At 36.4% G+C, this 21,491-nt stretch carries 26 protein-coding genes and 1 pseudogene; 9 read left to right on the top strand and 18 right to left on the bottom strand.

The window, feature by feature from the left end; translation table 11 throughout:
• Positions 1-23 precede the first annotated feature (23 nt).
• The 4 genes from AWW73_RS00720 to AWW73_RS00705 form a co-directional block, all read right to left on the bottom strand.
• Entirely contained in the window at positions 24-1,763 is a 1,740-nt protein-coding gene (locus AWW73_RS00720) for a ShlB/FhaC/HecB family hemolysin secretion/activation protein (protein WP_062848449.1), read from the bottom strand.
• Between the two features lie 446 nt (positions 1,764-2,209).
• Complete coding sequence (locus AWW73_RS00715) at positions 2,210-2,395, bottom strand: hypothetical protein (protein WP_031948387.1); 186 nt, start codon at positions 2,393-2,395, stop codon at positions 2,210-2,212.
• Between the two features lie 99 nt (positions 2,396-2,494).
• The gene (locus AWW73_RS00710; protein ID WP_171254626.1) at positions 2,495-2,854 is read right to left on the bottom strand and encodes a hypothetical protein; all 360 of its coding nucleotides are present in this window, start codon (positions 2,852-2,854) and stop codon (positions 2,495-2,497) included.
• A 217-nt stretch (positions 2,855-3,071) separates the two neighbouring features.
• A complete protein-coding gene (locus tag AWW73_RS00705) occupies positions 3,072-3,287 on the bottom strand; it encodes a hypothetical protein (protein WP_016145359.1) in 216 nt (71 codons plus the stop codon).
• A 352-nt stretch (positions 3,288-3,639) separates the two neighbouring features.
• Here AWW73_RS00705 and AWW73_RS19010 point away from each other — a divergent pair, with 352 nt between their 5' ends.
• The gene (locus AWW73_RS19010) at positions 3,640-3,816 is read left to right on the top strand and encodes a hypothetical protein (RefSeq protein ID WP_171254625.1); all 177 of its coding nucleotides are present in this window, start codon (positions 3,640-3,642) and stop codon (positions 3,814-3,816) included.
• A gap of 251 nt (positions 3,817-4,067) precedes the next feature.
• Here the strand turns inward: AWW73_RS19010 and AWW73_RS00700 are convergent, their stop codons facing one another.
• From AWW73_RS00700 to AWW73_RS18875, 8 genes are all read right to left on the bottom strand, one after another.
• Positions 4,068-4,304: a hypothetical protein gene (locus AWW73_RS00700; RefSeq protein WP_016140926.1), complete on the bottom strand. Its 237-nt coding sequence runs from the start codon at positions 4,302-4,304 to the stop codon at positions 4,068-4,070.
• Between the two features lie 256 nt (positions 4,305-4,560).
• Positions 4,561-5,019, bottom strand: a complete 459-nt coding sequence (locus tag AWW73_RS00695; RefSeq protein WP_062848448.1) for a hypothetical protein — start codon at positions 5,017-5,019, stop codon at positions 4,561-4,563.
• A 209-nt stretch (positions 5,020-5,228) separates the two neighbouring features.
• Positions 5,229-5,411, bottom strand: a complete 183-nt coding sequence (locus tag AWW73_RS00690; RefSeq protein WP_062848447.1) for a hypothetical protein — start codon at positions 5,409-5,411, stop codon at positions 5,229-5,231.
• Between the two features lie 156 nt (positions 5,412-5,567).
• Entirely contained in the window at positions 5,568-5,708 is a 141-nt protein-coding gene (locus tag AWW73_RS18285; protein ID WP_081409434.1) for a hypothetical protein, read from the bottom strand.
• A gap of 279 nt (positions 5,709-5,987) precedes the next feature.
• Positions 5,988-6,305, bottom strand: coding sequence for a hypothetical protein (locus AWW73_RS00685; RefSeq protein WP_031948392.1), 318 nt, complete (start codon positions 6,303-6,305; stop codon positions 5,988-5,990).
• Positions 6,306-6,404: 99 nt separating this feature from the next.
• Complete coding sequence (locus tag AWW73_RS00680) at positions 6,405-7,442, bottom strand: hypothetical protein (protein WP_062848446.1); 1,038 nt, start codon at positions 7,440-7,442, stop codon at positions 6,405-6,407.
• 128 nt (positions 7,443-7,570) lie between these two features.
• Positions 7,571-8,128 carry a TetR/AcrR family transcriptional regulator gene (locus tag AWW73_RS00675; protein ID WP_050589413.1) on the bottom strand — a complete coding sequence of 186 codons (558 nt, stop codon included), beginning with the start codon at positions 8,126-8,128 and terminating at the stop codon, positions 7,571-7,573.
• A gap of 101 nt (positions 8,129-8,229) precedes the next feature.
• Positions 8,230-8,517, bottom strand: a complete 288-nt coding sequence (locus AWW73_RS18875) for a hypothetical protein (protein WP_155860455.1) — start codon at positions 8,515-8,517, stop codon at positions 8,230-8,232.
• A 521-nt stretch (positions 8,518-9,038) separates the two neighbouring features.
• Between AWW73_RS18875 and AWW73_RS00665 the strand changes: the two genes are divergently transcribed.
• On the top strand, positions 9,039-10,421 hold the full coding sequence (locus AWW73_RS00665) for an amidohydrolase (protein ID WP_062848443.1): 1,383 nt from the start codon (positions 9,039-9,041) through the stop codon (positions 10,419-10,421).
• Here AWW73_RS00665 and AWW73_RS19110 read toward each other — a convergent pair.
• The 5 genes and pseudogenes from AWW73_RS19110 to AWW73_RS00645 all read right to left on the bottom strand — a co-directional run.
• Positions 10,375-10,647, bottom strand: a pseudogene (locus tag AWW73_RS19110) (TetR/AcrR family transcriptional regulator); the annotation flags it as partial. The gene AWW73_RS00665 and the pseudogene AWW73_RS19110 sit on opposite strands and share 47 nt — an antisense overlap.
• A 1-nt stretch (position 10,648) precedes the next feature.
• Complete coding sequence (locus AWW73_RS00660; RefSeq protein WP_062848442.1) at positions 10,649-11,878, bottom strand: NADH:flavin oxidoreductase/NADH oxidase family protein; 1,230 nt, start codon at positions 11,876-11,878, stop codon at positions 10,649-10,651.
• A 28-nt stretch (positions 11,879-11,906) separates the two neighbouring features.
• Complete coding sequence (locus AWW73_RS00655; RefSeq protein WP_062848441.1) at positions 11,907-12,761, bottom strand: metal-dependent hydrolase; 855 nt, start codon at positions 12,759-12,761, stop codon at positions 11,907-11,909.
• A gap of 14 nt (positions 12,762-12,775) precedes the next feature.
• Positions 12,776-13,522 carry an acetoacetate decarboxylase family protein gene (locus tag AWW73_RS00650; protein ID WP_062848440.1) on the bottom strand — a complete coding sequence of 249 codons (747 nt, stop codon included), beginning with the start codon at positions 13,520-13,522 and terminating at the stop codon, positions 12,776-12,778.
• Positions 13,519-14,322, bottom strand: coding sequence for an SDR family NAD(P)-dependent oxidoreductase (locus AWW73_RS00645; protein WP_062848439.1), 804 nt, complete (start codon positions 14,320-14,322; stop codon positions 13,519-13,521). Before AWW73_RS00645 ends, AWW73_RS00650 begins: the two co-directional genes overlap by 4 nt.
• A gap of 106 nt (positions 14,323-14,428) precedes the next feature.
• Between AWW73_RS00645 and AWW73_RS00640 the strand changes: the two genes are divergently transcribed.
• Positions 14,429-15,496 (top strand): AraC family transcriptional regulator, encoded by a 1,068-nt coding sequence (locus tag AWW73_RS00640; protein WP_062848438.1) that lies wholly within the window; start codon positions 14,429-14,431, stop codon positions 15,494-15,496.
• Positions 15,497-15,548: 52 nt separating this feature from the next.
• On the opposite strand, the gene AWW73_RS00635 is transcribed toward AWW73_RS00640, so the two are convergent.
• Positions 15,549-16,406: an SDR family oxidoreductase gene (locus AWW73_RS00635; protein ID WP_062848437.1), complete on the bottom strand. Its 858-nt coding sequence runs from the start codon at positions 16,404-16,406 to the stop codon at positions 15,549-15,551.
• Positions 16,407-16,532: 126 nt separating this feature from the next.
• Between AWW73_RS00635 and AWW73_RS00630 the strand changes: the two genes are divergently transcribed.
• The 6 genes from AWW73_RS00630 to AWW73_RS00605 all read left to right on the top strand — a co-directional run bounded on the left by AWW73_RS00630 (position 16,533) and on the right by AWW73_RS00605 (position 21,458).
• Positions 16,533-16,892: a winged helix-turn-helix transcriptional regulator gene (locus AWW73_RS00630; RefSeq protein ID WP_057106672.1), complete on the top strand. Its 360-nt coding sequence runs from the start codon at positions 16,533-16,535 to the stop codon at positions 16,890-16,892.
• A 106-nt stretch (positions 16,893-16,998) separates the two neighbouring features.
• Positions 16,999-17,433, top strand: coding sequence for a winged helix-turn-helix transcriptional regulator (locus tag AWW73_RS00625; RefSeq protein WP_031948403.1), 435 nt, complete (start codon positions 16,999-17,001; stop codon positions 17,431-17,433).
• Positions 17,434-17,782: 349 nt separating this feature from the next.
• On the top strand, positions 17,783-18,586 hold the full coding sequence (locus AWW73_RS00620; protein WP_062848436.1) for an oxidoreductase: 804 nt from the start codon (positions 17,783-17,785) through the stop codon (positions 18,584-18,586).
• 42 nt (positions 18,587-18,628) lie between these two features.
• Entirely contained in the window at positions 18,629-19,627 is a 999-nt protein-coding gene (locus tag AWW73_RS00615) for an NADP-dependent oxidoreductase (protein ID WP_062848435.1), read from the top strand.
• A 100-nt stretch (positions 19,628-19,727) separates the two neighbouring features.
• Entirely contained in the window at positions 19,728-20,297 is a 570-nt protein-coding gene (locus AWW73_RS00610; protein WP_062848434.1) for a TetR/AcrR family transcriptional regulator, read from the top strand.
• Positions 20,298-20,438: 141 nt separating this feature from the next.
• On the top strand, positions 20,439-21,458 hold the full coding sequence (locus tag AWW73_RS00605) for an MBL fold metallo-hydrolase (protein ID WP_062848433.1): 1,020 nt from the start codon (positions 20,439-20,441) through the stop codon (positions 21,456-21,458).
• The last annotated feature ends 33 nt before the right edge of the window (positions 21,459-21,491 follow it).

The raw sequence follows: 21,491 nt of genomic DNA, 5'->3' as shown, positions 1-21,491 counted from the left end.
AATAAAGTCTTTTCTAAAGTAAATTAATAAGAAAGGTTGATACTAAAACCGGTAACCCAGTCTTTTTTTATGCTGTCAGGTGCAATTAGCCCCCGACCTGTAAAGGCATCCAGATAAAAACTATTTTGATAGGTGCGTAGCCCTAAGACGCTTCCGAGTAAATAACGTTGACCCGGTATGCTATTGTGACCATTGACCCAGCCCTGATCGACTGCCATATAAAACTGGGTATTAGGAATTGGTGCATTCAAGCTGATTTCTTGCTGTACATACTGTCCGTTATCTCCGGAAAGCATGAGTTCACCATCAAAGCCACGCACGCTATAGCGCCCGCCAATATAAAAGCGGTCGTTAGGTACTAAAATTTTCGGTGCATATTGTCCACGCCAGTTAAAGCGATATTGAGCAGGTTTTTCGAGCAAAAGAAATGGTGTACTAAAACGTAAATCGGCACTTAAAAGTGGAGCACGGGAGTAACCTTCAACAGGAAGATGATTTCCCTTATTATCTGTAATATTTTCTTCAGGTGCTGTCCAAGCATTTGTCCCCATCCCACGACGGTAATCAATACTGCTATCGAATACCGCATTTCCTAAATATTGACGGTGTTGAACGCCTAAATTCCAGCCTGATGTTTTACGGTGTAGTACGCTAATTTCAATATCATCAATAAAACTTTGGCTTTCTTTATGATAAATCTTCCCGTAAATACTGGTTTTATGTTGTCCGCTACGGCTAATCACACGAGACAAATTCAGGTTGGCTTGTTGGCTGTTGCCATGGTAAAGCAGTGGACCGTTCGCACCTAAGACTGTTTGCTTATATTGGTAGTCATTATAGCTAAGACCTAAATCATAATAACCAACAGGTAACTGATAACTAACAAAGTAACTTCGGTTTAAGTCTTCATGAAAGTCATCTAATGAATGACTCACGTTTAACGATAAAATATCATTTAAATGAAATGGATTATTGACGCCTAACCCGATATTTCCCATGTAGGTACCGGTGTCCTGATTACCCGAGTCATCTATACTTAAATTGAAATTAACTTTTTGTAGTGGTTGAAGTTTGAGTATTAAATCACTATAACCCGTTAATTCTTTATCTTGAGCACTTGCGGGAGTAATTTGCATATCTACCGCATAGACACGTTTTAGGTTTTCCAGACCCTGATCAAGTCTTTTTAAATTTACAATGTCACCCGCTTTAAAGGGCAAGCCAGTCTTAAGCTGTAATGACGAGATTTTCCCTTCTTGAATTATGATTTTATTCAAGCGTCCGATTTGTATACTCAGGTTTAAATTACCCTGATTTAAGTCTTGCGGACTCACAACAATTTGACTGGTAATAAAACCCTTTTTTAAAAGTTCGTTTTGGGCATAGTTGACAATGTTGTGTAAGCTTTTGGTTCCAATACATCTACCCAAAATATTCTGTGGGTGTTTTTTTATGGCCTTAACCACAAAGTTAAATTGATGTAAGTCAGACTCAGACTGATCATTTAAAGGGACAAGACTAATTTTTTTAACCGTTACGCATGGGCTTTCTTCAACAATCAGACGCTTAAAATCCTGTAAGGGTTTTGTGTTTTGATAAGGTGCTTGCTGGGCAAGCTGGTCTTGTAGTTGCTGATTAAGCTCTTTTAAACGTTGATCTTGAAGCACCTGACTAGGCAAAGATACATCTTCGACTGCATAAACATATTGGTGAAAACCTGCAAAAAGAATAAGGGAAGAAGTTATAAAATTTCTAGTTAACATCACATATACAGAAAAGTACGTATAAGAACTTTATTTTACATAAAAAAACATATTATTCAATTTTTCTTTATATTTGCATAAAATAAAATTTATCAGAATTAAGATATCCTCCTCTATTTAAGCCATATTAATTAGAATTATTGAGGATCTTGTTAGCATCTAGATAATCTTAGATAGGAAAACGTCTACAAGATTATTAAATCCTACTACAATATAAATTAATTTTAAAAATCAATTACTTTTCCTACTTCATTGAGAACGATGTAGCAATTTCTACATCTGAATGTAAAGCTGAATTATTAAAAACCTTTATGGAAATGCTTGAGAAGCGGGTGCTTAACAGCTAAGTACTAGCGGAATTTTATTATTAATTGACTTAAACACAAAAAACCTCCCAAAAGGAGGTTCCAAGCAAAACCTAACTCATACTGTAATTATTTTAAGTTTTAGCAATTCCCCTTTTTCGCTTGTCCAGGAGGACAAAAACGGCCATGACTTCGTCCATCATGATAGCCACCGTCAATCAAGCGACCATCTGGATCAACCACAACACTTCCTTCACGAGTATGTACAGCACAAGCTGTTAAACTCAACCCACTCAACACAGTCAAAATCAATAAAAGATTTTTCATAATTAACTCCTTTTTTCTCTTCAAAAATAAAATTAGTTAGAGCTTTTTACAATCAAGAATTTGTTATCAATACTTTAGTTTTTAGGTATTCTTAATTAATTAACCACATGAACTAGCCACTATTCTTTTTGTTTTTGGGTCGATTACTATAGTAACTCTGTCTGGGCGAAATTCTTCTGTAACTGGTTCTCCAACGTAAGCACTTCGATAAACTCTCGCATTTGTCATCGACAGAACTTGTTTGTCTGTTAAGCCAGTTTTACCAATAAGATTTTTAACTTTAATAGGATCACAATCAAAAGACGAGTCCCATTCTTTACTTGTGCTAGTGCCTGGTGGCTTAAGTTTTTGATCTTGTTGTTTTCCTTGAACTTGTTTAGGAATCTCAGAATTTAATTTATTATTTGAACAAGCTGAGAGCAGACTTATCAAGAGACCAACACAAATATATATTTTCATATCTTTTAAATTTTCTAATTATCCACTTGCTATCAATATATCATGAGTTAAAGAAGAGAAATTATTACTCTATCTAATGCTTACTTCTACTTTTGCATTACTGTTTTCATCTATATCTATCAAAACTCAGCAAAATTAAAAAAATTCGGTTTTGGATCAAAGTAGAACGCATCATTATCCTTTTAAAATCAACTATTAAAAAACCCACCTAAGTGAGTCATTTATATTCTATATAATAGCTGTTGCCATCGGAACTGTTGAAAACCATATTTGAAGTAGGGTAAATAAATTCCCCTCTTAACAAAATATATTCAACAGTGGTTCTTTGAACTCTAGATGAATAATTGATTTTATTAGTATTTACTTCTTTATAGCTTGCCTGTGCTCTTAGTTCCTTTCCTTGATAATCAATAATGGTAATGTCTTTTAGCATTAATATGCTCCAATTTAATCAGACATAGTATGCTTAACAAAATTTTTATACTATCAATATTTTGTAGACAATTAGATTGAGTGATTTTTTAAAATTTATCCATTCACTACTTTGAAAAAATTTATATATGTGTGCTTTATGTACCCCTACTTGAAATATGGATAGCATAATTCCAAGTTTTAAAGGAAAGGATTCAACGAGTTGTATATAATTGATTTTATTTATGAAATATATAGTCGAAATAAAGCCTATTTCTATGACATATCAACACATATCAGTCTTAAAACTACCGCAATGTAAAGGCATTTAAAGCGTACTATGGGCTTTCCCTAGTAAAGATAAGAAGATAAAAATGTCAGGTTTTAAAAGTTTTTCTCAAAATACAACTAACCACGCTAATATCATTAAAGCTCAAATAAAAAAGCATTCTGCAACCACACCCCCTACTGAAACTCAACCATCAGAAGTTCCTGGCACCGTAAAAGATCTGCCAGAGAATAATGATCAACCTGATCCGAACAACAAATAATTTCTTATTAACAGTGCCTTAAGTTGTTTTAAGGCTTTGCTACTATTAAGAATAAATTAGTGCACTGATTTATTATACTATTAACTACTTTTATCAATTTGATTTGTTTAGTTATTTAAGAAATTGCAGCCATTCATCCCAGAAAATTGATATGACTAGTCTCTCAGATATGAGGGGCTTTTTTAATTGTTTTTCCACTTAACCAGTCCTTATCTTCTCATAAAAAAGAGCACCTCAGTGCTCTCTCATCCTTATTGATTTTTATATAAGGCAAAATTTATGGCCCTATCATATGCCTGTTCCTGTAACTCCGTATATACATAGAAATGCTGTTCTGCCTTGGTAACAGGATTAATAAGTTTCATTGGTTCATAACTATGAGTATTTAAATCATTGGGATCAACATCAAAAGCTTCTAATTGCTGCTCTCTCCACTCTCCACTTAGTGCACCACCTACACAAAGCCATTTCGTTGTATTGTCTGACATATCTAATCCTTATTTTTGGAGGTGTTCACATACCATATCACGCCGTTCTTTGAGCTGTATTATTTTTTTCATGATAAAAATTGGTCATCTACTTTTGCGACTTCACTCTGTGGTTAATTCCCATGTTGTTCAGCGTCCTAAATGATTTAGCTCTATTTGAAGCTAAAAAATTAAATTAAAAAACCGCCCCAGAGGCGGTTGCTGTAATATTTTCAGCAGTATATAGAAGTATGATGCACACACTTCCATATGCTTCTCACGAAGATATTTTTGTTTTTTTAAGGTAATCCTCAGATTTAAAATAATTTATTATCATTTCAACACTTTCTTCTTTTTGTGGGGTGGTTGGTACAGATTTAATGTCTTTATTAAATTCAAAACCTTTTGGTATCATCTGAGATATAGGAGGAAGTTTTGGCTTTCCACCGATTGTTATTCTTTCAATAAAGCCTGCTAGCCACAAAATGAACTCATCTTCATTTTGAAACCTAGGCATAAGAGACAGATCAATTTTGACTTCACACTCAGCTAATGGTTTTGAGAGACACTCTTCAAAATTGATAAAATTATGTTTAAGTTTAAACTCAGTATCTTTAATAGCTTTACGGATTTCACTGATTAAACAATTTAAGTTCTCAACTGTATTTTCCGTATATAACTTATCATTTTTTATTTTTTTATATACCTTATCTGCGATAGCTAAATATCTTGGCATCTCCATCTCCTTATAGTTATGAGATTTAAAAGTCTTCTTACGCTTAGATCCCTCTTTATGAAATTATGATAAATTTAACGTCAAAAAATGAAACAATAATATGATCAAATGTAATCACTATAGTTGCTATGTAAATATAGCTCTTAATACCCTTTAAAATTTAAGGTTTTTTATAATTAATTAACAATATAATTGGTGAACATCTAATCTCAACTCTTCAATGAAGATTCTATTTGAATTTTATGCTGAATATCTTTCCCCTCATCCGTATAGGTTAGTGTTTGTTCATCCCTTTTTTTCCTTAATTTTCCAATTTCTGAGTCAATCTTTGCGGTAATTAAAGATTCTTCTTCATCTTCCTCATTAGGAATGTAGCCAATTCTTGTTTTCATACTTTGACACTCCTGTTTTAATGCATTGTTAGTTCAGTACAACTAAATAAACAAGTATCTTAAGGTGTTTTTTCTAAAAAGAAATTCTAAGATCCATAACAATAAAAAAGCCCATCTTCCGATGAGCTTTTTATTCAATTAGGATTATTAAATGCATTAGCCTTTAAATTCTGCTAATACAAAGTTTTTTACTATTTCATCAAAATTAGGTTTCAGAAGAGTTGGCTTGCTATCTTTTATAGTTTTATACCAATAACTCGCTGCAACTCCCATACTAATCAAAGCTAACAATTTCATTGCTCACCTCACTTATTGGGAAGAGTGAAACTTAAAGTATCATTCGTGTTTGTAGCGTTCCAACTCGTTTTAGGGAGGTTTCTGTATATTTTTTAAGCAGTGTGTAATATAAAGAATCACATCTTTGTGAGCTTTTTAAGCTTCAGAATGAGAATATCTTTATATTATTCCAGACCATATTAATTCCCCCTCCTATAATAACCTACACAGAAAATAGGCTCTATAAGAGAGCATCCTTTCAAAACAAGATGTTTCCAAATAGATTAACTTCATTTTACATCATTCTTTACACTTAACTTTCAAAATCGCTGCTTTTGTATTCACCGGAATAATCATTCCTGAATTGTAGGCAGTGTGATGATTTACAATTTTGTTATTACTATCTAACTCATCAAAACCTTTATTCTTGCATACTTCTTCCGCCTTATTGATGAGCTTTGATCGTAAAGCATCTCTTGAACCAAATGCATTGCTTTGAGCATGAAGTTGATAAATTCCAGGATTTATCTCAGCTACGGTAGGAGGAAACATTTGTAGACAGCCTGACAACATGAAGGAAACTATGCCCAGAATAGTTATTAATTTGGTCTTTTTCATTTAAATGATCTTCAAAAATAATTAAGCACAATAAAGTTTAAAATGAGAATATAATTTCAATAATTAAATTCTCATTTTTGAGAATAAAAACATCTGAAATTAATTCAATAAAGTCTGATTAATCAATGATTCAATTTTTTGAGAAGCAACTGAATTATAGTAAGTACATTCATTTTTTGCTTCTTCAATCGCACTTTGGAACGAAATTACATCAATATTATTATTAATTGAATCAAGTGATCTTTCATAACCTGCAACTAAAGTCTCAATTGAAGTATTAGGATTCTTTTGCCAATAACCTGAAGCTAATTTATTGTCTATATTCATATAAACCGAAATCGTATAATACTTAGGATCATTTGCCTCAGTATTTAAATAAGCCCACTGTACATTGCCCCATTTTCCAGTAACGGCATTACTTCCGGCTAAGGAAATATAATTTGAAAGGTTATTAACACTAACACCATTAACAAAAGCCAAGCTGTCCGTATTTGTGATTACATAATAAGGTACTGAATAGCTTGTTCTTTCAACCTGAAAACATTTCGCTCCTGCTGGAAATATATTTTTCTTAGTTAAAGCTAAAAAATCTTTAAACTGATCACCAATAAGTTCTGGATGAAAAAATACACTTGTAGGAATTTTCTCTGCAAGAAGATTCCAATATACAGCGGTTCTGTCACTTATCCTGACATTTTTTAAATCAACCCAGCGTCCTTTCTCTTCTATAACAATATTTTTTAGACCATCTTTGTTATAAGGAGTTTTTCTAAGTGTCGTTCCATCTTGTGAAGTAGATCTCAAAATATAACGTCTATAACCCAATGGATACTTCGTCTCATCAGGTCTATAAAGGCCATCTGTACTTAACATTAAGCGTCCAATATCTGGTTCTGTACCTTTATCTAACTTAGGATAATCAGCATACCAAATATTTCCATTTCTTGAATTCTTTGTAATCTCAACAAATGTTGTATCAAACTGAATAGATCCCCATTTGTAAGAAGTAGTATTATCAAACTCTGTATTAAGAATTTCATCTTTTGTTGTGACAACAGTATCGCTACTTCCTCCACCACCACAGCCCACTATAAGACCTGAAAGTAGAAAAAGAAAAATAGTTTTATTAAGTGTCATCAAATTTACTCTTTTTTATCGACTGGTATAAAATGCTTTTAAATATAATAATTTAAAATTTTATTATATGAAATAATTAATTCTCAGTTTTAACTATCTTTAATAGCAGACGTGATAATAAAAAACTATTAACGGCCCATCCCACCCAAAAACCTCTCCACCACCACATCCCTTTCCTCCAAACTCTTTGAGCTTAAAATCTGGAACATCAAACCATCAATAAGATTTATAATCATGTCCGCACTTGGTTTTAATGCATGAGTTTCTAAACTAAACACTAGATCAAAAAGTTCTCGAAGTAACCATTTTCTATACTCAATTGCCATACGATAGGCTTGAGGGTAAATCTGTTTAATTTCAAAAATGGCTTTCAGTAATAGATGGTACAGGCTATTAAAATTGACATGTAAAACAATAATCTCTTTGATTTTATCGCTTGAAGTTCGGTAACGGCTTGAGTAAATAATTGCCAGCACTTCTTCTTTAAGTTTGCTTTTTTGAAAAGATATGCACGTTTCAATCAGGCGTTCTTTTGAGTGAAAGTAGTTATAAAAAGTGCCTTTAGGTATTTTGGATTTTTTGACGATTAAGTCCACGCCCGTATTGTGAAATCCATAGTTGTTGAATAGCTCTATTGCGGTATGGATGACTTGTAATTTTTTTGAAGATTTTTCTAAAGTTGGCATAGTTTTACCGTTATAAATAAATTTTTGTTGTATATAAATGAGATACTTTTTTGGGAGAAAAAAAGGCATAGCAAAGCCGTAAAGACTGTGCTTGGCACATCTCAAGTTTTATTGTTGCTAAGTTTTAGACGTAATGATTTAAAGCCTGAAAAGCCTAACGGCGATCGAGCTGCTTTAAAGTGATTTAAGTTGTGTCGTTGTAGACCTTGGCAATGTCTGCCAATAAATGATGAATGTGCATAGCCAACTCCTTCTATTGGGAGTTCTGCCGAAACATTATAAATTATGGTGGCAGAACGGAAGCAGGTTGACGGACTGGGTAAGACTCCAGCACACCCGAAGGTGTCCCACTCCCGTCCTACCGCTACGGGAGGGAACGGGGTGTGCACATATAAGTATTCCTCAGAAGGAATAACTCTGATGTGGTCTTACAAACTCGGTCCGTCAAAACCGACTGGCAATGTAGGCCAGCCCGCAAATGGTAATCTTCAATATTTGAAGTGTCAATGTGAAATTGGCTAGAAAATATTTAATTAATTATTGTTTTTCATCGTATTAGGTAATTCAACTTAACATTATATAAAGTAATATTGAACACTGTTTTAGAAATACAAGCTTCCTCCTCTATTTTTTCAAATGTTATATGAATCAGTTCCTGTACATGTCTATAAGTTTAACTTAATAAAAATACTAAGATGGACGAGATAATTATTGCTTTCTTTTTAGAAAATAAGCTATTTTACCAGCACAAAGTTGTATATACATGTTAGGTTGTGATTATACATTTAACGCATTTAAACCATGTATAGCCATAACGCTAAATACGCTTTATCACAAAATTTAATATTGAGAACTGGGCATATTGACCGTTTGTTCTCCTCTGAATAAGAACTGACTACTGAGGCAAAACATGGATTGTTTATTGAATAAATCTTTTGAAAAGACGGTGAAAGGATTTCATAAATTAGTATTGGTGGCACCCCTACTCATTACCACTCAGACCAGTTTTGCCGATTGGATTAAAGATTCTGTTTCTAAAAATGAATCAAAAACCATTCAAATTCGTCATCATATTCATGAACATCCTGAGCTTGGCAACATGGAGTTTAACACTTCAAAATTAGTGCAAAATGAGTTGAAGTCTTATGGTGTCGAAGTTCGAAAAGGATTTGCCAAAACAGGGATTATTGGAATCTTAAAAGGCGATCTGCCCGGTCCTGTCATGGCATTAAGAGCAGATATGGATGCCTTACCAATAGAAGAAAAAACAAATTTGAGTTATGCAAGCAAAGTAAAAGCACAATATCAAGGAGAGCTGCAACCCGTAATGCATGCGTGTGGTCATGATGCACATACGGCTATGCTATTGGGTGCAGCAAAAATACTTTCAGAAAATAAGAATAAACTTGCAGGCACTGTTGTTTTTGTTTTTCAACCCTCCGAAGAAGGAGCTGCTGATTTGGCAGGTTTTAGTCAAGGTGACCAAATTGGTTCGAGAAAGATGATTGCGGATGGTGCATTAAAAAACCCAAAACCTGAAGTTATGTTTGGTATTCACGTTGTTTCAGGTATTCCAAGTGGCAGTATTTTCTATAAAGATGCAGCTATGCTAAATAGTGCCGATGAATTTCGGATTAAACTGACCGGACAACAAGTGCATGCTTCTATGCCATGGGCTGGTCGAGATCCAATTGTTGCTTCTGCTGCTATTATAAACAATATTCAAACCATGGTTAGTCGCCGTTCTGATCTAACTAAAGGTATGGCCGTAGTGACAGTAGGACATATTTCTGGCGGAACTGCTGCCAACATTATTCCCAAAGAAGTTGATATGGAAGGAACCATTCGTACAAATAGCGAAGAGATCCGTCAAAATATTCTTCAACAATTACCTGACATGATCACACATACTGCGCTGGCAAATAATGTTAAAGCAGACATTGAACTTTCTCCCTATGCCCCTGTAACTTATAACAATAAGATGCTCACTCAATTAATTTTACCTACTTTAGAAAATACAGTAGGTAAAAATCATTTGCATCGAATGGACACCAATGCCAGTGCGAGTGATGACTTTGCACATTATGGCAAACTTATGCCATCTCTTTATATCTCACTGGGTGCTACCCCTAAAGATCAAGACATGAGTAAAGCAGCTCCAAATCATAGTCCAGAATTTATTGTAGATGATACGACCTTAAAAACAGGTGTTGAGACTCATGTACGTTTCGTTATGGACTATCCCACTATTGCCAATCACGTACAATCCGCTTGGAAAAATGGCGATAGATAATAATTAAAATCTGGAAAATCAAGCCATCAATTAGGTTTAAAACTATGATGGCATTGGGTTTTAATGCATGAGATTCTAAACTAAACAACAGATCAAAAATTTCTGAAAGCAGCCATTTTCTATACTCAATTGCCATACGGTAGGCCTGAGAGTAAATCTGTTTAATTTCAAAAATGGCTTTCAGCAATAGATGATACAAGCTATTAAAATACACATATAAAACAATATCATGATTTCTGAGTTAAAATGTTGCAGCCCATTCGCGGGCCAAATGACATAACTGTTCGTAACAACCCTTTAATTGGTTTAGGTGGTTGCCCTCGGCTAATACGGCTGAATTGAGCTAAATGCCATGCAAGCTGTAAATATGCATCTACGGGTTTATACCCCACTGATGGAACGTCTACTGTTTCAGCGATAGATTTTCCAGCCAATAGTTTGATTGCCAAATCTGGTTCGATTGCAAATGGTCGCGCCATGCCTACTAGGTCAACAATACCATCGGATACAATCTGGTTCATGAAACTAGTGTTACGTAACCCTCCAGTTAACATGAGTGGTAATTTGCTTTGTTTGCGAAGTGCAGTGGCATAATCAATAAAATATGCATCACGCTGAATAGAACGATCAGGCGCATATCCAAGCTGAGCTGGAGACTCATAATTCCCCCCTGAAATCTCTAATAGATCGATACCTTCCGCGTCTAAAGCTAATGCAATTTGGAGAGATTCTTCCTGACTTAAACCTCCTTTTTGAAAGTCGGCAGAGTTGAGTTTTACACTTAATATTTTGTCTTTGCCGATTGCAGCTCGTACAGTCCGAACTGTTTCAATCAACATACGGCGTCGATTTTCAGGGCTTCCTCCCCATTGATCGTTTCGAACATTTGAGAGTGGTGACAAAAATTGTGAGAGTAAATAGCCATGGGCTGCATGCACCTGTACCCCATCAAAACCAGCCTCAACGGCAAGTCGAGCAGTTTGAGCAAATCGATTGATCTGCTCATGTATTTCCTGTTCGGTCATTGCACGTGGTATGCGAATAATATTCATGGCTGGTAAATCAAGCCCAACTGCCGAAGGTGCTATAGGTTTTTTCAAAAGGGGTAAAACTGCAACACGACCTGGGTGGTTAATCTGCATAATAATTTTAGCGCCATGTGCTTGAGCAGCCTGAGCCCATAACTTATTTGCTTGCAAAAACTTTGCCGACTCTAGAACCACATTTCTTGGTTCTACAAAAGCACGACTGTCTATCATGACATTGCCTGTAATCAGTAACCCTGCTCCACCTTTGGCCCAAGCTGCATACAACTGTTGCAAGTCAGTGGTCGGCGAACCATATCGATCGGCAAGTTGCTCACTCATGGCAGATTTAGTGATCCGGTTTGGAATGGTAATGCCACACGCTAAAGTTAAAGGGCTGGCTAATGTGGGCTTCGGACTAGATTTTGTCATTTTCTTTCTTCCTAAATTTATAAAATAATTAATGCAGATATTGATCTTTTAATTTCATCATTTGCTCACGGTTATCGTGCTGCCAAGGATGAAAATCTTTCGAATAAAAATCTAAATATGCTCGACTAATTTTTCGAATAACCCCTTGTCTGCCAAGCAAATATTTCAAACCCACGTATAGACTTTGAAAATCTTTATTCTTACCCGAAGCCTTTAAAAGCTCTTTTGTTCCTCTGGTGGTAATTATGAGAAAAGAAAGCGTGGTTTCTAACATCACTAACCGCAAGAAGTAAGGTCTGTTCACTAAAGATTGATAAACATCAAACGCCACAGCTTTATGTTCTGTTTCTTCAATGGCATGCCAAGCCCAAATTTTTCGCAAATGAACATCAAACAACTCTAAATCTTCAGGCGCGATACGAATAAAATAGTCCGCTAAAATTGCTGTTAGATGTTCCATACATACCGTGCAAGCCAATTGATGTTCTATAGAAAATCGTTGCTGCAACATACGGTTCATCTTTTTAAAACGTTTATAAATGCGTTCAACTGGGTAACCTTTTTTAAGCATCACAGCATTTAGTGCATCATGTTCTTTACCGTGATGTGCTTCTTGGCCAATAAAAGCTCGGACCTGTTTAAGCAAAACAGGGTCGCTAATTTTGTCCTGATAATTACGCACACTATAAATAAACTGCCGTTCACCATCTGGAAATGCACTCGATAAGGCAGTAAACAACATAGTCAGCAAAGGGTTATCTTTAAACCAAAACTCTGGTATTTCATCTGGAAAAGATAAGTCTAATTGACGCACTGTAATATCAATTGATGCTGAAATTTTAGAAAAATCTTGGGTTGGCTGTGACTGAAAAAAAGCATTCATTCTTTATTCTCCAGTTATAAAACACGTGGATTAAACTGACGTAATAAAAATAACGGCGTGCGTAACCTAGGTATTTGAATCGGTGGAATTAGCCCTCCCGACAAATCAACGCGATGTAATCTGGCCTCAACAATCTTGCCTAACCCCATATCGTGTAAAGGATCGTTTGCAGTGCCGGTAAAACGTAGGTTCATTTCAACCTGACGCACTTCAACAGCATGCTCTTTGGGGGTAAATCGAACTTCACGTGGTAAACCAATTCCTAGTCCACCCGTAATATTTCGATGCGGTAATCCTAAAATTGGAGGTGCATCATTAATGACTTCACCCAGCGTGGCTTCCATTTCAATAAGTGTGGTGCCTCGGCGTGAAGCTTTGCTTAAAATGCGTTTGCCATCGTTTTCCCAGCTAATTTCACCCATCTTTTTAGGGTAGCCGAGCAACTCACGGCCAATAATCATGGCGCGGTCATCGTCCAAAATCATCCAAGGACAAAAGATTCCAGTTTTGTTGCCAACTTTAATATGAACAAATAGACCCGCTTCATGGTAAGCGCCCGTATAGACATTTTCGGGGAAATAAGCACAAAACAAATCGGCTCTGGCAGGTTTAACGAGTGTCATTCCAGACGGTAACCAACGCGCCATCGCTTTTTCATCGACTTCAACTACAGCAGTCAAATAGTGGGCATTGTGATACAGCTTATTTCCAAGATTGGCTAAACCCACAGGCACACGTAAGTCATTAATTAACTGTTTCATGAGCTTAATCTCGAAAAAACTTGCTTAAGAATAGGCAGCAAAATAATGCGCGGCGTGTAACGTCCTCCCAAGGTTTGGGCCTGTGCCACGAAACCTGGAATCACAATTCGACAATTACGATCCATTCCTTGAATAGCTTCTTTAGCTACTCGTTCTGCTGTTACCCAAACAAGTCCTCCTCCAACACCATCAATTTTTGTAATACCAGCAACCTCATTAAAACCAGTTTTAGTCGGCCCTGGAGCAAGCAAAGTACAGCTCACACCCGTCCCTATGAGCTCGCTGTGTAACGACTCAGCAAATGAGTTTGCAAATGCTTTTGTTGCTGCATAAGTTGCATTTGCAGGTGTCGGCTGATGGCCAGAAGTAGACCCTACAATCAGTATTGCCCCAGCTTTTCTTTTAATCATTTGTGGCAACACAGCTAAGGTTAGGTCGTGAATTGCCACAGCATTGACTTCTACTTCTTCACGTTCACGGTCTGCATCTAAATCTTGCAGGCAACCAAAAGTCGCAAATCCTGCGTTATTGCAAAGAATGGCAACATCAATATTTTCTAAATAATGACGAAATTTAGTTCTGGCTTCTCTATGACCCAAATCACATGGATATAAATCTACTGATATTTGATATTGAGCTTTTAATTTTTCAGCGAGAGCCTCTAATTTTTCTATACGGCGAGCGACTAAAACCAATGAATAACCTCGTATAGCAAACTGTTTTGCTAACTCTTCACCAATGCCTGATGAAGCACCTGTAATCACAACTCGTGATGAAGATAGTGGAATGGGTAAGCTCATAATTCATGCTCAAAATACATTAAATTGATTATTCCGAACTTTTAACTTGAGCGTGAGGTGTAGTTCAGACATACTACTAATCATTTTCGGCCACAATAAAATCAATATGAAAGATCCGTATGGGCTTTCCAAAGCCAGCATTCCCATTTCTTATGCGCATTTGTTATTAGAAATCATGGTCGATAAAGGATTTTCTGGGCTTGAAATTTTGAAAAAAAGTAAAATTCCTTTAAACCTTTTAGATCAACTAGATGCACGAATTACCCCTGTACAGTGGTCTAAACTGGCGTGGGAAAGCTTGGTCTTGGCAAAAGATTCTGGCTTGGGATATGAATATGGTCTAAAACTACGTTTAACTGCTCATGGCCCTATGGGATATGCCCTCATGAGTAGTCCACACTTACGGCAGGCCATTGAGGTTTCAACGCAATTCTTTAACATGCGATTAAAAGATTATCGTATTGCTTTACATGAAAATAATGATTTTTCTATTATTGAAATTAACGAAACTCATCCGATTATCAGCAATCAACCCGAACAAGCGGAAACACTTAGACGATTTTTTTATGAATGTTTGATGATTGGCGTGATTCAAACTGGCCAATTTTTGATAGAACATGACTTTGCCGAAATTGAGTTATGGGTAGATTGGCCCGAACCTAGCTATCACAAAGCGTATCAACATCTATTACCGCCTATTCGATTTAACCAAGCAACTAATCAAATTCGATATAACCAAAAGCTTCTAGATTTACCCATTAAAATGGCAGATCCAATTGCTTTTAAACAAGCTCTAGCACAGTGTGAAGCTGAACAAATCCGTTTTTCCGAGCAAATTAAGGATATATGCCTGACCGTAAGAGCGGAATTAAACCTAAAACCACAGGTGGGTTATCCCTCATTTGATGAAATTGCAACTCGCTTAAACATGTCTAGCCGAACCTTACGGCGCCACTTAAACCAAGTCGGCTCTTCATATCTGCAATTGCTTGAAGAAGTTCAGCAGAAAGAAGCTGAGCATTTGTTACTTCATAGTGATATGGACATACAAGAAATTGCACTTTATCTCGGCTATATACAACCTACAAATTTCACACGGGCTTTTAAGAAATGGACGGGAATGACACCAATCCAATTTCGAAAGACATATATAAAAACTAATATAAAGGTTTAAACACTAATGATTTAAACCTTTTTGTTTTTTAGATAAGAGTTATAGCATCGACTTAAGATAAAAATTCTTTAATCGTCTCTTGCATACTCGTAGTGGCACGACCAATTAACTGGTGTAGGTCTTTGCGATCACTATATAAGCCGCCCTTAGATACACCTTCATCTGAATCTGCCAAGATATTAGCAAACCCTTCTGAGATACCCAATTGTATCAAAATCGCTTTATATTCTTCTTCTGATAAGTCTTGATAAATTACCTCTTTTTTACTGTGTTCACTTGCCCATTTTGCAACATCATCAAGGGTATAACTCGTGTCACCTGCCAGTTCATAAACTTTATTTTCATGTCCTTCTTGAGTTAATACCACAGCGGCAGCAGTCGCATAGTCTAAGCGTGAAGCAGAAGCAATTTTCCCGTGATGCGTTGCCCCTAAAATTTTGCCGTGCTCAACTGCTTGGGCAAGTCCAATCGCATAGTTTTCGTTGTACCAGTTATTACGTAATACTGTATGTGGAATATTCGACGTTTTTAAATATTGTTCAGTCTCAACATGTTCTTTTGCTAATAGAAGCGGCGTTGTATCTGCGTTTAATAAACTCGTATAAACAATAAATTTTATCTGCGTAAGTTTTGCCGCATTAATCACATTTTGGTGTTGTACTGTACGTTGACCAATTTCATTTGACGAGATTAATAAAAGCTTATCAATACCAGCCAATTGTGCTGAAAGTTTATCTGCATCATGAACATAATCAAAAGCACGAACCTCTACCCCTTTTGCGCTTAAGTCTGATGCTTTTTCAGGGCTGCGGACTAATGCCACAATATTTTTTGCCTCAGTACGTTCGAGTAATTGAGAAATAACAAGTTGGCCAAGTTGACCTGATGCACCAGTAACTGCAATACGCATGATGATCTCCATCTGATGTAGTTGATATCTTTCAATCATCGTAGTACCTTAACTTACTAAAAGTAAGTACTTACCTAAAAGTAAGTTTAGAAACAAATGTAAAGTTTTGTAATTAAGGTGTGCATGATGAAAGGATACGTTTTTTCAGCAGATTGTCCCTCTCGGAAAATTTTGTTGACACTCACTAGCCGTTGGAGTGTTTTAATTTTAGTTGCACTGCGAGATCAACGTTTGCGCTTTAGTGAATTAAAAAAACTTATTGATGGCATTAGCGAAAAAATGTTGGCACAAACCTTAAAAACGCTTGAGCAAGATGGTTTTATCGTTCGTCAAGATTATGCAGAAATACCTCCTCGTGTAGATTATCAATTAACAGACTTTGGACGAGAAGCTTCCGAACGACTTTTTGACTTAACCACTTGGCTTGAAAATAATTTATCCAATTTATTAGAAAATCAGCCGAGTGCAGACATCGTTCAAAATTGACTCGGGAAATAAAAGTATTATCGTATATTACGCGATCAAACTCGCTTCATTCACCACTTTGTGTTAGTATTTTTTTAGTAGTTACTATTGAGTTTATTAATTCGATATGAGTAAAAATAGCAATCTTGAAGTCTGCCCCATCGCTAGAAGTCTTTCTGTTCTAGGTGATGCATGGAGTATGTTGATTTTACGTGATGCTCATGCGGGCTTTACTCGTTTTGATCAGTTTCGTAAAAGTTTGGGTATTGCACCTACAATGCTAACAAAACGTTTGTCTGTTTTAGTAGATGAAGGATTGCTCGAAAAAAGACAATATTCTGAACACCCTCCTCGTGAAGAATATGTATTAACTCAAGCTGGTAAAGATTTTCTACCTGTCTTATTTGTGATTGGCGCATGGGGTCGAAAATATAAACCTTATGAACAGCCTGAGAAAATGGTGACTTTCATTGATGCAGAACAAGGTACTGAAATTAAGCCTATTGTGATTGATCAAATGACTGGCGCCGAAATTGGTACCCGCCCGATTAGTCAAAAATAGCGAATTACTCAATAGAAAAAAAGCACTCAACTGGAGTGCTTTTTTTATGTTTATAGTGCTTTAAATCGGACAGTCTATACAGATTCAGTTTTCTAAAATGAATTTTTATTACCAAATTAAGCTCTTAAAAATCAAAAACTAAATATTTTTTAAAAATTATATTCAATCTTTTCTAAAGCCTATATTCAACATAAACAGATAGTTACTATCAAAACAATACTAACAACAAGCTAACAGACTAAATAGTAACTATCTTTTTAGTAGTAACTATTTTATTTTTAGATTATGATGAAAAAATCAAGCCTAAATTCATTCGTTCAGGCATCAAAATTTAAGTAAGGAACATCATATGACCAGTAAAGTAGTTCTGATTACAGGCGCATCTTCGGGTATTGGTTTAGCAACAGCAAACCTTTTACATGAGGCTGGATTTATTGTTTATGGCACAAGCCGCCAAGCAAAAAACTCATCACAGCATAAATTTCATCTGATTGAATTAGATGTAAATCAAGATGATTCCGTTACTCAAGCCGTTGAAAAAGTAATTGCAAATGAAGGCCGAATTGATGTCTTAATTAACAATGCCGGGTTTGCAATATCACCTGCTGGTGCTGAAGAAAGCTCAATGCAACAAGCACAGGCCATTTTTGATACTAACTTCTTTGGTGCTGTTCGAATGACTCGCGCAGTTATTCCGCACATGCGTCAGAAAAACTCAGGACTTATTTTAAATATCAGTTCAATTCTTGGAATTGTGCCTATGCCTTTTAGTGCTCTTTATTCTGCGTCTAAACATGCACTTGAAGGTTATTCTGAATCTTTAGACCATGAGCTTAGATCACAAGGTATTCGTGTGTCTTTGATTGAACCTGCTTATACCAATACTTCTTTAGGAGTAAACTTACTCGAAGCAGACAATAAAGTTTCTTTTTACGATAAAACGCGTGAAAAGCTACACAAACAAATGATTCATTCAATTAATAAGTCAGATGACCCGAGCGTAGTTGCCCATACCATTTTAAATGTCATTGACAGTCAAGACGTCGTACCTCGCTATACAGCAGGTAAAACTGCAAGAAACTTAAAAGCTCTTCGACGCTTTGCTCCTGTCAAAGTCTTTGACAAGTTAATTCAGCGAAACATGAAGATATAGTGCAGAACCAAAAATTAAAATATTAAAAAATAGAGGTTTAAAATGAAAGCAGCCTACATAAGCCGTTATGGCAAGATTGATGATGTACAAATCAATGAACAAGCCAAACCCTCTCTAACCGAAAATTCAGTACTTGTTAAAGTGCATGCTGCCAGTATTAATCCTCTAGACTTAAGAGTTTTAGAAGGTGAATTTAAGGCAATTCTGCCCGTTTCATTTCCTTTTATCTTGGGTAATGATTTTGCAGGTACAGTTGTAGAAGTAGGTTCGAAGGTTACCCAGTTTAAAGTCGGAGATGAAGTCTATGCCAAGACCGATTTAAACGGCGCATTTGCTGAATATACCGTTGTTCAAGAATCTTCTCTGGCACTTAAACCGCAAAATATTTCGATGGATCAGGCAGCTGCTCTCCCTTTAGTTGCGCTAACTTCATGGCAAGCACTAGTTGAAATTGCAAAAGTTAAAGCTGGTCAAAAAGTACTTATTCATGCAGGTTCAGGTGGTGTGGGTTCAATTGCAATTCAACTTGCCAAGTCTCTTGGTGCTACGGTTGCGACCACAACCAGTGCCAAAAACAGTGGTTGGGTGAAAGAGCTAGGCGCTGACATTATCATTGACTATAAAACAATGGACTTTGAGCAAGAGCTTAAAGACTACGATGTTGTTTTAGATACACAAGGTGGCAAAATCTTAGAAAAATCAGTAAATGTTCTTAAACGCGGTGGATGTCTTATTAGTATTTCAGGGCCACCTGACCAAGCTTTTGCAGAGGCAATTAATCCGAACTGGTTCTTAAAATGTGTCATCCCGATGTTAAGTTGGTCAATTCGACATAAAGCAAAAAAACGCGATATTACTTATTCATTTTTATTTATGCAGCCTAATGGTCAACAGCTCTCAAAAATTACCGAACTGGTAGAGGCTGGAAAAATTAAACCTGTGGTAGACCAGACCTATGGCTTTGTTCAAATCAAAGAAGCGCTACAATATGTAAATACGGGCCGATCAAAAGGGAAAGTCGTTTTACAATTTGACTCGTAATATTTCTTTTCACCTTATTATTAAGCTTTATTCAAAATTTGATTACTCTCTCATTATTTTTATGTATGATTGAGTAATCACTCAATTAATATGTTTGTATATGGCTCGTCCTCGTAGTGAAGATAAACGTAATGCGATTTTAAGCGCTGCTATTGAAACATTAGCAGAGCTTGGCGAACGTGCGTCTACCTCAAAAATTGCCAAAGTTGCTGGCGTGGCAGAAGGTACTTTATTTACCTATTTTAGTAGTAAAGAAGAGCTGCTGAACCAGTTATATCTTTCATTAAAGGCCGAACTACGTCAGGTGATGATGCTTGGTTACTCTGCTAACTCCGACTTACAAACACAAATGTCGCATATCTGGCAAAGCTATTTAGACTGGAGTTTAAAAGCTCCTCTGAAACGTAAAGTCATGGCGCAGCTTTCAACCTCGGAACAAATTACCGAGCAAAGCAAACAAATTGGTATGCAAACCTTTTGTGACCTCACCCAAAACATTCAAGAAAGAATTAACGATGGCAAACTAAGAGATTACCCACCGTTATTTATTGCTTCAATTTTAGGTGCACTTGCCGAAGTTACACTCAATTTTATTGCCCAAGACCCTTCTCAAACCGAGCGTTATCGCAAATCTGGTTTTGAAGCGTTTTGGCATGCAGTTTCAATATAGATTAAAGAGTAAGGATGTATGGCGTCCTTATTTTTAAAGCAATTAATGAGTGAGTAAATACTCATTTAAATAAATCAAAATAAGTACTTAGCCCAAGTTCTTATTTGTACATATAGGTTTGTTCCAATAAGGAAAAACAAAATGACTATTTCAAACACAACTGACTTGCCTGCTCCCTTAACGTCATCTCAGCAACACAATGGCAAATTTAGAAATACGCGTCCAAACCAACACAAGCCTTCTTTTGGCAAAACGCTTCAACTCATGTGGAAGTTTCTTTTTAACAAACCAAAAGACACCGTTCCAAACCGAGAAATTCCTGTTTTAAGTTTGTCGAAAGAACAACTTTTGAGTGCGCCTGACCGTTCTTTATTTCGTTTGGGGCATTCAACGATCTTGTTAAAACTGCAAGATGAATTTTGGTTAACCGACCCTGTTTTTTCGGAGCGTGCCTCACCTTTTCAATGGCTTGGACCAAAACGTTTCCACCAGCCACCGATTAGTATTGCCGAATTACCACCCATTAAAGGCGTGATGTTGTCGCATAACCACTACGACCACCTCGACTACCATGCAGTCATGCAGCTTAACGATAAAGTTGAGCATTTCTTAACACCGCTTGGTGTGGGTGATACGCTCATTAAATGGGGAATTCCAGCAGAAAAGGTTCAGCAGCTCGACTGGTGGGATACTACTCATGTGGATGGATTAAAATTGGTGGCTACCCCGGCTCATCATTTTTCAGGCCGCGGTATGGGCGATAGCAATGCAACACTTTGGGCTTCGTGGGTGATTATTGATAATGACTTACGTGTATTTTTTAGCGGTGACACGGGATATTTCGATGGATTTAAAGAGATTGGATACCGTTATGGTCCCTTCGATCTCACCATGTTAGAAACAGGTGCTTATGATCCTGAATGGCCCGATGTTCACATGCAGCCAGAGCAAACTTTACAAGCACATATCGATTTAAAAGGTCGCCATTTGCTGCCTGTACATAATGGTACTTTTGACTTGGCACTGCATGCTTGGGACGACCCGTTTGAACGTATCGTGGCGTTGGCTCAACAAAACGAGTTAGCAATTAGTACCCCGCAAATGGGTGAACTCTTAAACTTAAACGAGCCAAATGTTGAAAATTATTGGTGGCGTTCGTAAGTTTGAAACAATTATTTGTATTTGGAGAGTAAA

It is taken from the genome of Acinetobacter lactucae (genome assembly GCF_001605885.1).
In the GTDB taxonomy this organism is placed as follows: Bacteria; Pseudomonadota; Gammaproteobacteria; order Pseudomonadales; family Moraxellaceae; genus Acinetobacter; species Acinetobacter lactucae.
Note: the sequence above shows the minus strand (reverse complement) of the source record. Positions and strands in the feature narration are given on the sequence as shown.

What these genes read in the sequence shown, in the direction of transcription:
- AWW73_RS00720 (WP_062848449.1), bottom strand. Translation starts at nt 1,763, where the DNA reads ATGTTAACTAGAAATTTTATAACTTCTTCCCTTATTCTTTTTGCAGGT.
- AWW73_RS00715 (WP_031948387.1), bottom strand. Translation starts at nt 2,395, where the DNA reads ATGAAAAATCTTTTATTGATTTTGACTGTGTTGAGTGGGTTGAGTTTA.
- AWW73_RS00710 (WP_171254626.1), bottom strand. Translation starts at nt 2,854, where the DNA reads ATGAAAATATATATTTGTGTTGGTCTCTTGATAAGTCTGCTCTCAGCT.
- AWW73_RS00705 (WP_016145359.1), bottom strand. Translation starts at nt 3,287, where the DNA reads ATGCTAAAAGACATTACCATTATTGATTATCAAGGAAAGGAACTAAGA.
- AWW73_RS19010 (WP_171254625.1), top strand. Translation starts at nt 3,640, where the DNA reads ATGTCAGGTTTTAAAAGTTTTTCTCAAAATACAACTAACCACGCTAAT.
- AWW73_RS00700 (WP_016140926.1), bottom strand. Translation starts at nt 4,304, where the DNA reads ATGTCAGACAATACAACGAAATGGCTTTGTGTAGGTGGTGCACTAAGT.
- AWW73_RS00695 (WP_062848448.1), bottom strand. Translation starts at nt 5,019, where the DNA reads ATGCCAAGATATTTAGCTATCGCAGATAAGGTATATAAAAAAATAAAA.
- AWW73_RS00690 (WP_062848447.1), bottom strand. Translation starts at nt 5,411, where the DNA reads ATGAAAACAAGAATTGGCTACATTCCTAATGAGGAAGATGAAGAAGAA.
- AWW73_RS18285 (WP_081409434.1), bottom strand. Translation starts at nt 5,708, where the DNA reads ATGAAATTGTTAGCTTTGATTAGTATGGGAGTTGCAGCGAGTTATTGG.
- AWW73_RS00685 (WP_031948392.1), bottom strand. Translation starts at nt 6,305, where the DNA reads ATGAAAAAGACCAAATTAATAACTATTCTGGGCATAGTTTCCTTCATG.
- AWW73_RS00680 (WP_062848446.1), bottom strand. Translation starts at nt 7,442, where the DNA reads ATGACACTTAATAAAACTATTTTTCTTTTTCTACTTTCAGGTCTTATA.
- AWW73_RS00675 (WP_050589413.1), bottom strand. Translation starts at nt 8,128, where the DNA reads ATGCCAACTTTAGAAAAATCTTCAAAAAAATTACAAGTCATCCATACC.
- AWW73_RS00665 (WP_062848443.1), top strand. Translation starts at nt 9,039, where the DNA reads ATGGATTGTTTATTGAATAAATCTTTTGAAAAGACGGTGAAAGGATTT.
- AWW73_RS00660 (WP_062848442.1), bottom strand. Translation starts at nt 11,878, where the DNA reads ATGACAAAATCTAGTCCGAAGCCCACATTAGCCAGCCCTTTAACTTTA.
- AWW73_RS00655 (WP_062848441.1), bottom strand. Translation starts at nt 12,761, where the DNA reads ATGAATGCTTTTTTTCAGTCACAGCCAACCCAAGATTTTTCTAAAATT.
- AWW73_RS00650 (WP_062848440.1), bottom strand. Translation starts at nt 13,522, where the DNA reads ATGAAACAGTTAATTAATGACTTACGTGTGCCTGTGGGTTTAGCCAAT.
- AWW73_RS00645 (WP_062848439.1), bottom strand. Translation starts at nt 14,322, where the DNA reads ATGAGCTTACCCATTCCACTATCTTCATCACGAGTTGTGATTACAGGT.
- AWW73_RS00640 (WP_062848438.1), top strand. Translation starts at nt 14,429, where the DNA reads ATGAAAGATCCGTATGGGCTTTCCAAAGCCAGCATTCCCATTTCTTAT.
- AWW73_RS00635 (WP_062848437.1), bottom strand. Translation starts at nt 16,406, where the DNA reads ATGCGTATTGCAGTTACTGGTGCATCAGGTCAACTTGGCCAACTTGTT.
- AWW73_RS00630 (WP_057106672.1), top strand. Translation starts at nt 16,533, where the DNA reads ATGAAAGGATACGTTTTTTCAGCAGATTGTCCCTCTCGGAAAATTTTG.
- AWW73_RS00625 (WP_031948403.1), top strand. Translation starts at nt 16,999, where the DNA reads ATGAGTAAAAATAGCAATCTTGAAGTCTGCCCCATCGCTAGAAGTCTT.
- AWW73_RS00620 (WP_062848436.1), top strand. Translation starts at nt 17,783, where the DNA reads ATGACCAGTAAAGTAGTTCTGATTACAGGCGCATCTTCGGGTATTGGT.
- AWW73_RS00615 (WP_062848435.1), top strand. Translation starts at nt 18,629, where the DNA reads ATGAAAGCAGCCTACATAAGCCGTTATGGCAAGATTGATGATGTACAA.
- AWW73_RS00610 (WP_062848434.1), top strand. Translation starts at nt 19,728, where the DNA reads ATGGCTCGTCCTCGTAGTGAAGATAAACGTAATGCGATTTTAAGCGCT.
- AWW73_RS00605 (WP_062848433.1), top strand. Translation starts at nt 20,439, where the DNA reads ATGACTATTTCAAACACAACTGACTTGCCTGCTCCCTTAACGTCATCT.